Source organism: Halomonas garicola, assembly GCF_055382465.1.
Window position 1 is genome coordinate 2,345,977 of sequence record NZ_AP043931.1, and the last position, 14,127, is coordinate 2,360,103.

Here is a 14,127-nt window from a genome sequence, read left to right on the forward strand (position 1 = left end):
TCCAGGTCATGGTTTGCCGTCAACAAACGGCGCCGGCGGCAGTTAACCTCGCTATATCGCTGTAAAAAAGGCGTTTCTTCAGCAGAGCTTGACCGTTAAAATCGCCGCCCTTTAGCGCAAAACAACAGTGATAACCTTCACAGGAGACGCATCATGGCAGCCGGTTCCGCTTTTAATTTCTGGCGACGCATCCCGCTCTGGCAGCGCATTCTTGCCGGCCTGTTTCTGGGCATTGTGGCCGGCGCCCTGATGGGCGAAAACGCCGGCGTGTTCAAGCCGCTGGGGGACATTTTCATTAGCGCGATCAAGATGCTGATCGTGCCGCTGGTGTTTTCCACCCTGGTGGTGGGCATCACCGCCATGCGCGACCCGCAGAAAATGGGCCGCATCGGCGCGCGCACCATTGGGCTTTACCTGCTCACTACCGCCTTTGCCATCGCCATCGGGCTTTTGGCCTCGACGATTTTCCAGCCCGGCGCCGGCGTGGACATGAGCTTTGACAAGCCCATGGAATCCAAGGACGCGCCTTCGCTGGTCGAGATTCTTGTCGACCTTGTCCCGCAGAACCCCATCGACGCACTGGCCGAGGGCAACATCCTGCAGATCATCGTCTTTGCCCTGGGCCTGGGCATTTCGCTGATGCTGATTGGCGAAAGAGGCGAGCCGGTAGTGCGCCTGTTCGAAAGCTTCGCCGAGGCCATGTACAAGCTCACCGAAATCGTCATGGCCTTTGCGCCGTTCGGCGTGTTCGGGCTGATTGCCTTTGTCGCCGGCAACTACGGGCTCGAGGTGCTGCTGCCGCTGGCCAAGGTGATCGGCGTGGCCTATCTCGCAAGTGTGATTCACGTGCTGGTGGTGTACAGCGGGTTTTTGGCGCTGCTTGGCCGGCTCAACCCCAAACGCTACCTGAGCGGCATTCTCGATGCGCTGGTGGTGGCCTACTCCTCGGCGTCGTCCTCGGGCACGCTGCCGGTGTCGATCCGCTGCGCGCAGAAAAACCTCGGCGTCTCCGAGGGCGTCTCGGGCTTTGTGCTGCCGGTGGGTGCGACCATCAACATGGACGGTACCGCCATTTATCAGGGCGTGGTGGCCCTCTTTATCGCCCAGATGCTGGGGGTGGACCTGAGCGTGGCCGACTACGGCATGATCATCCTCACCGGCACGCTGGCCTCCATCGGCAGCGCCGGCGTCCCAGGGGCGGGGCTGATCATGCTCTCGATTGTGCTCTCCCAGGTCGGCCTGCCGCTTGAGGCCATCGCCGTGGTCGCGGGCATCGACCGCATCCTCGACATGGCCCGCACCAGCGTCAACGTCGCCGGCGACCTGATGGTGACCACGCTAGTGGGCAAAAGCGAAGGCGAACTGGACGAAGACGTTTACAACGGCCCGAACCAGGCTTGATAGATTAGTTGGCTTGGTAAGAAAAACGCCCCCTTCGTTGTGCGGTTCATGCAGCGAAGGGGGCGCTTTTCACGTTTAAGGGGGCTTTTTGGGTGGCTCAGCGGTGCGGCGGTGCATTGTTTGGAATATAACGCCTGCATAAACGGCTGCTTTTACGTAGCGAAGCGGAGAAAAAGCCGTCCGGTGGAGACCCTTTGGGTCGGAGCGAATTTGATGAAATTGTTAGGCTTGTACGCTTAGAACATAGGTCTTGACCCACGAAATAAGCCGAACACTTGCCCGTTGCATAACCGATGCAGGGAAATGCGTCAGCGTATGGCCGTAGCGAATTTCGTTCGGGAATTTGGACGCCCCGAACTCCTCTGCTTCAAGCAACTTACCCAGTGTAGCGTCACTGTATTCGTCGGCTGCCTTGATGCCTCGAATGCAACTTGCCGGAATACGCCTGATGACACCCGTTGAAATTTCTCTCTCAATCGAGCAATTCGACACGAGGCCAATTAGTCTTGAGAGGTCATGAGTCTTTGGGACAGAAACACCGGCCTCAGACAAAACATATTTCAGTGCTATCTCGCATGCAACGAGGGCAGTATACAAAGCTGCCCGCTGAGCTTCCTCAGGCAAAGAGTCGCTACGAAGAATCAGAGCACTGGACTCAGCCATAGCTTCGGCAAATTCGAGGTTGTATTCGCTCATAGCTCGTGGGCCTCCCCCTGCCTAACGCCTAAGCTCAGGTGCGCCGGAGCGCGTAGCGCGGAGGGAACCCAAGCCGCGACAGCGGGTTGGGCGTCACCTGCAGCGCCTCGTTAGGCTGTTACGCCTTGATTTTGCTCATATTCAACTGATACCGAGTAATTTTTTAGGACGCGATCATATTTCTCTTTCACGCCGGCTTTTCCAGATATCCAATCATCCTTGGTTAACCCCAGGAGGTAAACACCGATACGCGCTCCATTCTTTAGGATATTCGACCGCCTAAAACCTTCCTCCTCAAATAGGAACTTCCGGTGCAACTTTACAACGGCATCGTTCCCTTCGATTACTTCACAGTTCAATTTATCGAGGCCCAAACCGTCAAAAACAAAATCGATGAATGAGTACTCGAGGCATGAGCCAAGACCACCTCTCGCAGCCTCCGTTAAATAGTATGCCCAATCAGCCTTCTTGTGGAGGCGATCTATTGCATTGACGCTCACCACCCCCAGTGGACAACGTTAAACCACGAAGACAAGTTGTCGCTCATCTTGCTGCAGCCGCTCTATCCAGCGCAGATGTTCCTTCTCGCTGATAACGTGATCCGTATACATCCATTTACGGACATTTTCCTCATTTCTGATAGTTCTAACCATCAGCTGCAATTCGGTTTCCCCCACTGTCACGCTAGTTGGAGTTTCAGCGGCTGTTAGACTCTGAACCATATGGGGCGTGATGAGGTTCCGATGAAGTACTCCGACGAGCGCCGGGAAGCCATCCTCAAGAAGCTGCTCCCGCCGCACAACCGCACGGTGACGGAAGTCGCCCAGGAAGAAGGCATCTCCGCGGCGACGCTGTACCACTGGCGCAAGAAGGCTCGGCAAGCAGGCCGTTTGCTACCTGACCAGGGCGATGATCCCGAGGGATGGAGCTCGCAGGACAAGTTCCACGCCGTGCTGGAGACGGCGGCTATGAGCGAAGCCGAGCGTGCCGAGTATTGCCGCCAGCGTGGCCGCTACCCCGAGCAGATCCAGCGCTGGCGGGCGAGCTGCGAAGGCGCCAACGACCGGAGTGATGCCGCCTCCAGGCAGCAGGGTGAAGCCCGCAAGGCGGACCGCCGGGAGAACAAGGAGCTCAAGCGTGAGCTCCGCCGCAAGGAGGCCGCCCTCGCGGAAACCGCGGCGCTGCTGACGTTGAGAAAAAAGGCCCGAGCGATCTGGGGGGACGAGGACGAATGATCAGCACCGCAGATCGCCAGGACGCCGCACAGCTGATCGATGAGGCGCGTGCCGAGGGAGCCCGCCTGCAAGCCGCGTGCGCAGCGCTCGGCATCGGCACCAACACCTACCGCCGTTGGGTGCGGGGTGATCAGGATCGCCGGCCTCAGGCCGTGCGACCTGTCCCGCGCCATGCCCTGTCGCCTGAGGAACGTCAGCAGGTGCTGGAGATCTGCCATCGTCCTGAGTTCGCCAGCCTGCCGCCCGGGCAGATCGTGCCGCGGCTGCTGGACGACGAAGGCCGCTACGTGGCGTCAGAGTCCAGCTACTACCGCATCCTCCGGGCGCATGGCGAGCAGCACCACCGTGGCCGCGCTCGTGCCCCACGTCCCCAGGGCGATCCTCAACGACACCGGGTGACACGCCCCAATGCCTGTTGAAGCTGGGACGTGACCTACTTACCGACCCCGGTGCGTGGGCAGTTTTACTACCTGTACATGATCGTCGATATCTACAGCCGCAAGATCGTCGATGCCGAGGTCTTCGACCAGGAATCCATGGCCAACAGCAGCGAGGTCATCCAGCGTGCCGTGCTGCGCGAAGGCTGCATCAACCAGCCACTGGTATTACACGCCGACAATGGCTCCGCCATGAAAGGCTCGACGCTCCAGGCGACGCTGCAGCGGTTAAACATCACCCCGTCGTACAGCCGCCCCCGGGTCTCCAACGACAACGCCTTCTCGGAGTCGCTGTTCAGGACCTGCAAGTACCGGCACGACTACCCGATGGATGGCTACGAGAGCCTGTCAGCGGCGCAGCAATGGGTGACGCGATTCGTGCACTGGTACAACCACGAGCACCGCCACAGCGCCATACGGTTCGTCACCCCGGGTGAGCGGCATGCCGGCCAGGATAACGAGGTGCTGGCAAGGCGAGAGGCCATCTATGCCGAGGCGAAACGACAACATCCCGGGCGGTGGAGCAGCGCCACCCGCAACTGGACACCGCGCCGTACGGTCTGGCTGAACCCGGACCGAGAAGACCCGCTGGTTCAACGCGATCAGCGATTAGAAGCCGCCTGATTACAGGGTCGAGTAGCCCGAGGGAACCGCCCCCTCAGGCTCTCACAGAACCGTACGTGAACCTCTCGATTCATACGGCTCCTCCTATCCAACCTTCTTCGAGTAGACGAACTCCCAGTGCGCAAAGAGAGTTGGCTGTGCTTCACGGACCTTCTTTACCCAAGCCCATGACCGGCGCTTGTGCCCTCTCAAACGCTTGTACTTGTTGCGTGCCCAACGGCCCAGACGGAGGTCGATCTTCACCAGCGCTCGTTCCAGAGGCTGCGGATAGAACTTTCCATAATATGTCACCCAACCTCGCACCATGGGGTTGAGCCAATCCGCCAGTTGACGAAGGTCTGCCCATGTCGCTCGATTGATATTCATACGTCGGAGCGTTTCATGTATCCGCTTAAGTGCCTTGCGGCTCACCCCGGGGTTGAACCCAGTAAATAGATTTCCCTGCTTGTCCTGCACGGTTCTAGCGTGGAAGCTGAACCCCAGAAAATCAAAGCGAGTATGCGGGTGACCACCCTTTCGGCGGCCGTCTTTGCAGTACACCACTTTAGTCTTCTCAGGATGCAATTCCAGGCGGCATTCGCTCATTCTGTAATGCAAGGCGGTCAGCAGCGCCTCTGCCTCCTCCTTTGTCCGACAGTGGCAGACCACATCATCGGCGTACCTTTCAAAGGGAAGATGAGGAAACGTGCGTGCCATCCAGGCATCAAAGGCATAATGCAGGAAAAGGTTCGCCAATATTGGTGAAATGACACCGCCTTGCGGCGTGCCTCTATCCCTCTCTACTTTCGACCCATCTTCCTGCATCACTGGGGCTTTTAGCCATCTGCGAATATAAAGGCGAATCCAGGGCTCAGGCACATGCTTCTCCACCGCTTTCATCAGTAGATCATGGTCGATGGTATCGAAGAATGCCTTCATATCCAGATCTACCACCCAGTCATATCGCCAGCAGTTTCGACGTGCTTGCATCACCGCCTGGTGTGCACCACGCCCTGGGCGATAGCCGAATGACGACGTGTGGAAGAGTCTTTCGAGCCTGGGCTCCAGGATCATCTTTACTGCCATCTGCGCAACCCTGTCGCCGACCGTAGGAATCCCCAGCGGCCTGAACTGCCCATCACCTTTCGGTATCAGAACTTGGCGAACAGGTGCAGGATGATAGCTGCCCGAACTCATGCGGTTCCACAACTTGTACAGATTGGGACCAAGCTTATCCTGAAAGGCTGGGATGCTCTCCTTGTCGACGCCCGGCGCACCTTTGTTGGCCGCCACGCGTTTCCAGGCCTCCCAGAGCGTCCGCTTGGGTATCTCGAAGGGTTTTGCCATCACACGAAGGTCATCCTGCCTCATGACAGTTGCCTCCTTGCTCAGGCTGGATAGGGCCGTGCCTTCGCTCCAAGGCCATTACAGCCTTTTCATCGCTACTACGCACGACTCCGCCCCTGTACGTCGCATTGGTACTCAGATTCTCTCAGGGTTTCTGATTGAATCGCTCCCTTGGCATCGACGTGACAGGTTCCCCTGTTCCGTATCTGCGCCTGAATAACGGTCACGCCACCTCTATGCCGGATACCGCCAGGCCCACGTTCAGGTTGCCGCCTGACTTGTCCTGGGGCATTGGAAAGACCCCAGTTTTGATATCGGTTGCAATTATCGACACTTCGTCGGTGGTTCACTTTCGTTCGTCTCCGCTATTCACACCTGACAAGGTCTCGCCTTGCCTTTTCCACTGACGCTCACCACCGACGCTCTTGACGCCAGCAGCTCAGGGTGGTTTGGACACACCGCCTGATCGGCGTATCCGAGGGGCCCGCCCTCATCACAGATACAGCATGACTGGCACGTTACTCATGCTCAGCCTTCAGGGCACACTTCCAACAAGCTTGACAGGCATCGGTTTCTAGCGATGTCAAGGGTACAAGTACTACCGCCCGATGATTTTTTGTGCTCACTACGAAGCTCCCTTTTGTATGCAATGTTGCCGCCTAACAGGTATTAGGTTTTGTCTGAAAAGTCTGCACGCAAGCACCGATCTATGCAGGCTAGGCATACCATCGCTTTGAAGCTGCTGGCGAGTTTGTCGTAACGCGTGCAGATTCGACGGAGTTCCTTGATCCAGCCAATGCAGCGCTCAATGATATTCCTCTCTCGGTATAGGGGCTTGTCGAAGCCCCTGGGCAGTCCGGGGCGTGGCTTGCGGTGCATCTGGCGTTTGGCGATGATCGGCTTCATCCGATGGCGATCGCAGTAGCGGCGCAGCGCCTCACTGTCATAGCCTTTATCCGCCACGATGAAACGGCAACGCTTCCTTGGCCGCCCCCGGGAGCCGGGCAGGTGGATCTGCTCCAGGGTAGACATAAAATGGCGACTATCCGCCTCCTGCCCTGGTGATACGGTGAACGTTAGTGGCCAGCCATGGCGGTCGCACACCATGTGAATCTTGGTGCTCAGGCCACCACGGCTGCGTCCCAGCGCATGGTCTACGGGTTCTTCCGATCCCCCTTTTTGCCACCTCCCGAGGCGGCACGTGTGGCGCGGATCGATGTGGCATCAACCATCCAGGTGTCGAGATCCATCAGCCCATCCTCACGCAGCCTGAACTGGAGGCGCTCCAGCACCGCCTCGAACGTGCCGTCATCGCGCCACAGGCGGAAGCGGTCATAGACCGTCTTCCAAGGACCATACCGCTCCGGGAGATCACACCACTTCGCGCCGGAGCATAGGATCCAGAAGATTCCGTTCAACATCTGGCGGTCATCTCGGCGTGGACGACCCATGGGCTGAGGAGGTGACACGATGTCTTCGACCATCTGCCAGCTTGCGTCGGAGAGTTCGTAGCGTCCTACCATTTGCCATGCTCCACCTATGCAGCTGCGACATCGGCTAGATTAGCAAATCCGACTTTTCAGACAAAACCTAACGGGGGGACCACTGTTGGTGGGCAAGATCAGACATCACATGCCGCCTCCGCACTCCAGCGAGCACGATCCAACAGGCACTGCACGCCATCGGGAGTGGCATCACCGAGCCACTCGGCCAAATGCTAGCTATTCTTGCGTTCGCACTGACCGAGCAGTCCCTGAAGGTAACGTAAGGCACGATCAAGTGTCTCGGATCGCACAAAGAGCGGGCCTAACCGCGCTGCCAGGTCATCCAATAATGCTGAAAAAGAGAAATCCAGTTCTTGCACCTTTTACCCTGTAATTGCTTCCATATCAACCACATGCATTGTAGCTTATACAGTTACGGCTGTAGTACTAAGTTGACTGCATCTCTTAAAGATTGGATATAACCTATATGCTCGTAAAGAATATGATCTCAGACGATATAGCCTGATCCCGCATTCTCACGCTTGTCATTGACAGTTTGTCGCTTTGATGTAAATCGCTCCAAAACACCTGGGTTGTACATTTTCACATCTATATAAATTCCTAACTCATCCTTTAAATATTTCTTGAGATTTTCTGAAACATTGTAAATATGGGATCTTTCAAGATTGTGTTTTCCTCGTGCTAGCTCCACATTGAGAATAACATTATCTGAAAACCCACGCCTTTCTATTTCCAACAAGTAATATGGCGATAGGTCTGAATAGTTGCATAAAACAGCCCCCACTTGGCTTGGGAATATATTAACCCCTTTGACAATCAGCATGTCATCAGACCGAGAGGCTATACGTTCCACCCATACACCATAAAGCCCATTTCTCTTTATAATACGAGTAATGTCACCAGTTCTATATCTTATAAGCGGAATCGCTTCTTTCAAAAAACTCGTAATCACTAACTCTCCATAACATCCATCAGGGACTAATTCACCTTTTTCGTTCACAATCTCCACATAAAAATGATCACCCCACAATATAAGGCTGTCACTATCATCCGGGTCTTCAATCCCAACACCTGGCCCCATTATTTCTGACAAGCCATATATATTCACAGCTTTAATACCAAGTCTTTTTTCTATTTGACTTTTCATGTTGTCTGGCCATGGTTCGGCCCCCATAAAACCTAGTCTTAGAGGACTTTTCGCAATGTCAAAATTTATTTTTTCTGATTCATCAGAAAGATGCATTGCAAAGGAAGGGGTGCTCAAAAGAACGGTGGCTCCAAGGTCTCGTAATAGGTCTATCTGTTTTGCTGTTTTTCCAGTAGAAGCAGGTATCAAAGTTGCGCCGCTAGCTTCAACTCCAAGCTGAAGACCTAGGCCACCGGTAAACATCCCGTACCCAAACGAGTTAAGTACAATGTCCTCTTTTGATAACCCATGCATCATTAGACAGCGAAGAACAAGTGCTCCCCAGTTCCTAATGTCATTCTTGGTATATCCAACAATCTTTGGCTTACTTTTTGTGCCACTTGAAGAATGAATCCTAATGACTTCAGAAGTCGGAACGGCGAATAATCCATAAGGGTAATTATCTTGGAAATCTGCTTTCGTAGTAAATGGAAGGGATTCTATATCATTCAAAGAGGTAACATTTTGATATGATACGTCGAAATCCAGGAGTTTTGACTGATAAACTGAACCACCGAAATGAATCCTCTTCAGAGCATTCGAAATACAGTTCACATAATATTCTTCCAGAATATGGTTTGAATTTTTCTCCCCATTGAAATCTGAAATTTCAAACATTGCTATTACCTCCCAAAGTCAGAGCAACGATACTTGAAATAGAAAAAACGATACCTAAAACTCTAATACGGCTAACTCTTTCCTTAAGGTATATCACACCGAGAATCACAGGAATTAGAGGGTACATTGAAATAATCAGAACACTAATTATAACTAACTGTCCTTCTTTAGCGATAGTATAGAGAACAAGACCAAGAGCGCTTGTTGCACCGGCAAACATAGCTTTTCTTGCCTGACTCCTGGTCACCTCAAAAATACTAGGCTTTGCATAGGGAAAAATTGCTGTGGCGCCAACAAACATACTCACTGCGACAGCAGCTAAGGCTCCTGAAGAAGGTACATTCCCTAATGTTACTAATTGACATGCAAATCCAAGCCCAGAAAAAATAGCTTGACTAACTCCACCTTTTTTCCGCTCAGTTATATAGTTACTATTAGAATGATCAGTATTCAAAGTCATAAGTATAATTGCTGGGATTGAAAAAACAATCCCTAGACTACTGAATAAACCAATACGTTCGCCAAGAAATAAAATGGATATAATTAGAGAGAAAACTACCATTGAAACGCCGCTAAGCGGGACAATGGCACTAACGGCACCAGTACTCATGCCTCGATAAAGAAAAATTGCGCCCCATGCTGAAGCAATACCTGACAACGCCCCCCAATAAAGAGAACTAAAGGTAAAATTAGAGAAAAAAATAGCGGCCATTAATACTATTAAAAAACCGCCCATATGTGTAAAGAAGCTTATCTTCTTCACCTCATAATGCCTAGACAACATACCATTTATAAAGTGAGTAAGCCCTAGACACGCCATTGCTATAATTGAAATAAAAATAGACAATCCGTCTACTCCACCAGGTCATCTATTGGAGGATACCCCCCTGCTTCATCATGTACCTCATCGCCTCTTGTCGGTGGCGTGAAAATACAGATCCCCCGCAGATCAGTAATGGCATGCAACTCATGCCCATCACCGATACTCAGGTAATAACACACCCCCGGATATAGCACGTGCCTGACTCCACTAAAAAAGTCATCAACATACCCAGTTCCAGAAATTATATAAACAAATTCTTCTTGATACTTGTAACAAATATTTAAAGTTTCACCAGAGCGTATGATCGTATCATGCACCGAATATATAGCGCCGTCATCACTAACAAGAAGTCTATAGCTATCAAAGTGATGATTATCTACATGCTGAAAAGATTTCCTTATCTTATCCTTGCTCCACACCCTCATTTAGCCAACTCCTCTTTCCTTTCAAGTCGTATCAGAGTTTCTTTATGATGATTGCTAAAAAAATCGCATTCTAAAAATAAATATTTTTGAGTTATATTAGCGTTATAAGTTTTGGCAAGTGATATCAACGTGTTGTATGCTGCATCATTACCAATATCAATTGTAGCTTCAAATGCCCTAACATTTTCGCCTAAACTATCGATCAATCTTTTCACTAAAGCAAAACCCAAACCATAACTTCTTACATCAGGATCAACAGCTATCTGCCACAAAAAAAAGTGTCTTGCCATCGGGTCTGATATATGCAAGTATGTAACCAAATAATTTATTCCCAGACTTGGCCATCAGAGATGTATTTCTGAAATCTCGCGACCAAACAAGATAAAAATACTCAGGACACAAATCCAAATCATCATTGCATGCTGCCATTCGAAACAAGCTTTTAGCATCACCTACCGACGGATGCTCGAATCTAATTCCACTTTGGTTCATTGCAACACCTGATTAATTTCTGTTTGATTTAGGATGCCGCAAAAATTAGGATATATAAAATCAATCCACGTCATCTTTAATATGAGGTGATTCGATGAGCAAAAAAAATGAAATAACCCTGTCACAGCTTCGCGCTTTCAAAAGTGTTGCAGATACACAATCTTACACTAAAGCTGCCTCATGTATGGGAGTAAGCCAGTCGGGCATAAGTCACTCTTTAAAAAGGCTTGAGGATTTTTTTGAGACTCCACTTTTTTCCTACAATGGACGAAACATTTCTGGACTTACTCCTGTCGGAATCGAACTATATACTTGTTCTGAAGACATTATAGTAGAACTAAACAATATTAATACACTTGCAGATTTTTCCAGAAGCTCGCCCAAGGAACGGCTTAATATCGCTTCAATCAATAGCGTTGCCACATCATATCTAAACAATATAAAGAACAAAAAAGTTGAGGGCTGTATTGGAAACATACTCACTGGTTTTGAGCATGAAGTTGAAAGGTGGGTCGTGGATGGAATAGCTGATGTCGGATTTACAACTGATATTTCAAATACTGTCTCGCAAAAGTGGAAAGGGACGTTTTATGGGAAAGTTGCATTCCAAGACGAGCTTGTTGTGGTGGTCCCCAAAGAACACCCTCTAGCTAGTAACCTTGAGGTTTCCCTTGATCAAGCTAGTGACTTCCCACTAATAATTTCTTCAGGTGGATGCGAGGATTTAGTATATAAATTTTTCGAAGAATCAGGGGTTTCACGAAATGAACTTTTGATTCGCTTATGGGTTAATAATTTCAGCACTTTAATTCAAATGGTTAGAAGTGACATTGGCGCCTCTATTGTTCCTAGACTTGCACTACGCAAGGAAGACAGTAGAGGCATTGAGACACTAAGCCTAAAGCCTAGCTTGTATAGATCTATCATAGTTTTCGGACTGACGATAAATATGGATCGTCCTGAGGTAAAATATTTCTTCGAAAACTTCAAGAGCGAGTCAAAATAATTACTAATAATGAAATAAAACAGGCGATAAATTAGCCTATTTGAAAAATCACATTGTTGATGCGCCTGATAACTTTATTCTGCGGAAGAGCACTCAACAATTACTAAGAAGTACCCGCATGAAGATAAACATGTATAAATATCGAGGCACCTATAGCGAATAGGGTGATTTTCCTGAATTCACGACACGTACCGATATCTGAAACAGCGTACTTAGATTCATAAAATAACTACAACCATTTGGACCACAAGATAGAAGCAGGAGGGTCTGCACCGTTGCCCTCCCTGCTTTACCGACCAAAGTGAAGCAGAACATGGGATTCCGACAGCTGACCCAGACACAACGATACCAGATTTACGCTCGTGATGACTTAGATATGAGCCAGCGGCAGATCGCTAGAGAGCTCGGGCTCCACGGCAGACAAGGGTTACGACAGCAATGCATTACGACATTACTGCACACGTTACGGCATGCGCCCGATTATCCCCCGACGCCTTTTGGATCGACGCCCACGGCCAGTCCTACCGCATCAGTTTGACCGGCCCAAGTATCGCCAGCATAATATGGTAGAGTGGCTCTTTGGCTGGCTCAAGGAAAAACGCCAACTTAATACTCGGTACGATAAGCTCGCCAGCAGTTACAGAGCGATGGTGACGCTGGCTTGCATTGAGCGGTGTATGAGAGTCGACTTTTCAGACAAAACCTAATTGTTTAGTCCCGAGGTGTAGTGGTCTATCCCGCCTATTTCATCACAGCCTTCGCCGAGCGGCATTTCGGGGCTTCCCGACGGTGCTGACTGAGTGACCGCTGAATTCCGTCTCCGAACAGCGCGGCATTGATAGCCTTTAGTTTTCATTTCTGTCGATTTTATTGCCCTCAGCTATTGATCGCTGTCGATCGGCCACGGGCGATGCTCGGCGAGACGCCGATCTCGGTAGCTATTCGTGCTGTCGTGGCGTGAGCTACGCTAAGGCGCCCCATCGGGGTAGCGCCTTCAGCGCCGAGGGCCACCATCGGTTTGCGGCGGCGCCCAGCCGCAGCGTGATCTGCCGGGCGTGCACCGTGATCGTCGCCGCGACCTTGAGCAGTTGCTCTCGCAGCCGTATCAGGCTCCAGCCCTGCTGCGTCTGACCCTCGATCAGGCAGCGCAGCCCATGCAAGACCTGGTAGGCGCAGAGACTCAGCAACAGGTTGACCTGGTTGCGTGCCATCACGTCCTGCACCGTGGAGGCGCCGCGATCCGTCGACGAGAGGTGAACGTTGAGGGCCGACTTCAGCTCCCCCATGTGGGCCTCGGCCTTGCCACGCTTGCGGTACAGCGCTAACACCGTCTCCGGTGGATAATCGAGCTTGTTGAGGTTGGTGACCAGGAAGAAGGCGTGGAACAACAGATTGTCGGGATTCTCCTGAACCACCAGCACCACGCGGCGCGGTGACGCCCAACTCTCCGCCTGGTATTCCAGGTCATGGCACCATTCGCGGGGTGTCTCGGGCGGTCTGCCAGGCGGCCGGGTGAGGTAAGGCTCTGCCTTGGCCTGCAATACCGAGTTGCTCTTCAGCCTCCCCAGATAGGCGATGTCCCGGGCGTCCATGGCACGCAGCGTCTCGCCATCGGTGAAGCCGGCATCCAGGCGCACCCGGATCTGCGCCACGTCCAGATTCAGGCCTTCCGCCATGCGCTGCACCAGATGGGGAATCCAGGTATCGGCATCCTCGGCCGGTCCGACATTGCCCTCGCGCAACAGGCCGCCCAGCATGTCGCCGGTCTCGGCGATGGAGGCAATCAGCGGCGAGTAAATGCGGGCCCTGGCATAGCGATTGAAGGCGGAGCCACCTTGGTGACCAAAGACCTCGATCGGCAGGCCGTCAATATCCAGGGTCAAGTGCTTGGGCCGTTTACCGCTGTATAGCGAGCGCAGTCGCCAGATGGCCAGGCGCAGCAAGCCCTCGTGGAGCGTATCGATGTTGTCATCCATCCCCAGACAGCCGAGTAGCCGTGACAGGGTCGCTTGGGAGGGACACGCCTGGCCCAGGGGGGTCAGTCCACGGGCATCGCTACATGCCAAGTGCCAGAGCGGGTCCTGCTGGAGCGTGCCGGTATCGCTCAGGTCGTACCAGCCCATGGCGCGCTGGAGCACCACGGTGCGGATCTGACGGGCCAACGAATGGCGGACCCGCAGCGGGTCACGCGGGTCGATGAGGTGGTCTTCCATGGCCTCGATGACACCGCTGCGATCGAGGGCTTCACGGAGCAACAAGGTGCCGGCATCACTGGTGGTCGCGGCGCCGCTGAGCTGGACGTTGATGGAGCCGTTGCAGGAGGGCGACCAGGTCGTTAGGGTTTCACCCATGG

The 14,127-nt window shown here is 52.4% G+C and carries 11 protein-coding genes and 3 pseudogenes; 5 read left to right on the forward strand and 9 right to left on the reverse strand.

The annotated features are described in order from the left end of the window. Positions 1–153 precede the first annotated feature (153 nt). Complete coding sequence (locus ACZ46Y_RS11290; RefSeq protein ID WP_311954900.1) at positions 154–1,401, forward strand: dicarboxylate/amino acid:cation symporter; 1,248 nt, start codon at positions 154–156, stop codon at positions 1,399–1,401. Between the two features lie 222 nt (positions 1,402–1,623). Here the strand turns inward: ACZ46Y_RS11290 and ACZ46Y_RS11295 are convergent, their stop codons facing one another. After that, positions 1,624–2,097: a HEPN domain-containing protein gene (locus ACZ46Y_RS11295; RefSeq protein WP_311954899.1), complete on the reverse strand. Its 474-nt coding sequence runs from the start codon at positions 2,095–2,097 to the stop codon at positions 1,624–1,626. Positions 2,098–2,207: 110 nt separating this feature from the next. After that, positions 2,208–2,597: a hypothetical protein gene (locus ACZ46Y_RS11300; RefSeq protein WP_311954898.1), complete on the reverse strand. Its 390-nt coding sequence runs from the start codon at positions 2,595–2,597 to the stop codon at positions 2,208–2,210. A 243-nt stretch (positions 2,598–2,840) separates the two neighbouring features. Between ACZ46Y_RS11300 and ACZ46Y_RS11305 the strand changes: the two are divergent. Beyond that, positions 2,841–4,393, forward strand: a pseudogene (locus ACZ46Y_RS11305) (IS3 family transposase). 84 nt (positions 4,394–4,477) lie between these two features. On the opposite strand, the gene ltrA reads toward ACZ46Y_RS11305, so the two are convergent. From ltrA to ACZ46Y_RS11335, 6 genes are all read right to left on the reverse strand, one after another. Beyond that, on the reverse strand, positions 4,478–5,743 hold the full coding sequence (gene ltrA / locus ACZ46Y_RS11310) for a group II intron reverse transcriptase/maturase (RefSeq protein ID WP_311883597.1): 1,266 nt from the start codon (positions 5,741–5,743) through the stop codon (positions 4,478–4,480). 645 nt (positions 5,744–6,388) lie between these two features. Further along, positions 6,389–7,242 (reverse strand): IS5 family transposase gene (locus ACZ46Y_RS11315; RefSeq protein WP_311954897.1). Its coding sequence is split into 2 segments (ribosomal slippage): positions 6,389–6,900 and positions 6,900–7,242, totalling 855 coding nucleotides; the frame shifts between segments, so codons are not numbered across the junction. A gap of 469 nt (positions 7,243–7,711) precedes the next feature. Then, the gene (locus tag ACZ46Y_RS11320; RefSeq protein ID WP_311954896.1) at positions 7,712–9,028 is read right to left on the reverse strand and encodes a phenylacetate--CoA ligase family protein; all 1,317 of its coding nucleotides are present in this window, start codon (positions 9,026–9,028) and stop codon (positions 7,712–7,714) included. Further along, positions 9,021–9,875, reverse strand: a complete 855-nt coding sequence (locus ACZ46Y_RS11325; protein WP_311954895.1) for an EamA family transporter — start codon at positions 9,873–9,875, stop codon at positions 9,021–9,023. The genes ACZ46Y_RS11320 and ACZ46Y_RS11325 overlap by 8 nt, the downstream gene beginning before the upstream one ends. A 5-nt stretch (positions 9,876–9,880) precedes the next feature. After that, positions 9,881–10,276: an ectoine synthase gene (locus ACZ46Y_RS11330; RefSeq protein ID WP_311882924.1), complete on the reverse strand. Its 396-nt coding sequence runs from the start codon at positions 10,274–10,276 to the stop codon at positions 9,881–9,883. Beyond that, on the reverse strand, positions 10,273–10,566 hold the full coding sequence (locus ACZ46Y_RS11335; RefSeq protein ID WP_376717580.1) for a GNAT family N-acetyltransferase: 294 nt from the start codon (positions 10,564–10,566) through the stop codon (positions 10,273–10,275). The genes ACZ46Y_RS11330 and ACZ46Y_RS11335 overlap by 4 nt, the downstream gene beginning before the upstream one ends. Before the next feature lie 296 nt (positions 10,567–10,862). Between ACZ46Y_RS11335 and ACZ46Y_RS11340 the strand changes: the two genes are divergently transcribed. The 3 genes and pseudogenes from ACZ46Y_RS11340 to ACZ46Y_RS11350 all read left to right on the forward strand — a co-directional run. After that, the gene (locus tag ACZ46Y_RS11340; protein ID WP_311954893.1) at positions 10,863–11,774 is read left to right on the forward strand and encodes a LysR family transcriptional regulator; all 912 of its coding nucleotides are present in this window, start codon (positions 10,863–10,865) and stop codon (positions 11,772–11,774) included. Between the two features lie 313 nt (positions 11,775–12,087). Further along, a pseudogene (locus ACZ46Y_RS11345) lies at positions 12,088–12,189 on the forward strand (IS30 family transposase); the annotation flags it as partial. A gap of 1 nt (position 12,190) precedes the next feature. Further along, positions 12,191–12,481 (forward strand): annotated as a pseudogene (locus ACZ46Y_RS11350) (transposase); the annotation flags it as partial. Between the two features lie 255 nt (positions 12,482–12,736). On the opposite strand, the gene ACZ46Y_RS11355 reads toward ACZ46Y_RS11350, so the two are convergent. Continuing rightward, entirely contained in the window at positions 12,737–14,125 is a 1,389-nt protein-coding gene (locus tag ACZ46Y_RS11355; RefSeq protein WP_311954892.1) for an IS1380 family transposase, read from the reverse strand. Positions 14,126–14,127 lie beyond the last annotated feature (2 nt).

Excerpts from the sequence above, each read along its gene's own strand:
- ACZ46Y_RS11290 (WP_311954900.1), top strand. The coding sequence starts at position 154 with ATGGCAGCCGGTTCCGCTTTTAATTTCTGGCGACGCATCCCGCTCTGG.
- ACZ46Y_RS11295 (WP_311954899.1), bottom strand. The coding sequence starts at position 2,097 with ATGAGCGAATACAACCTCGAATTTGCCGAAGCTATGGCTGAGTCCAGT.
- ltrA (WP_311883597.1), bottom strand. The coding sequence starts at position 5,743 with ATGAGGCAGGATGACCTTCGTGTGATGGCAAAACCCTTCGAGATACCC.
- ACZ46Y_RS11320 (WP_311954896.1), bottom strand. The coding sequence starts at position 9,028 with ATGTTTGAAATTTCAGATTTCAATGGGGAGAAAAATTCAAACCATATT.
- ACZ46Y_RS11330 (WP_311882924.1), bottom strand. The coding sequence starts at position 10,276 with ATGAGGGTGTGGAGCAAGGATAAGATAAGGAAATCTTTTCAGCATGTA.
- ACZ46Y_RS11335 (WP_376717580.1), bottom strand. The coding sequence starts at position 10,566 with ATGGCAAGACACTTTTTTTTGTGGCAGATAGCTGTTGATCCTGATGTA.
- ACZ46Y_RS11340 (WP_311954893.1), top strand. The coding sequence starts at position 10,863 with ATGAGCAAAAAAAATGAAATAACCCTGTCACAGCTTCGCGCTTTCAAA.
- ACZ46Y_RS11355 (WP_311954892.1), bottom strand. The coding sequence starts at position 14,125 with ATGGGTGAAACCCTAACGACCTGGTCGCCCTCCTGCAACGGCTCCATC.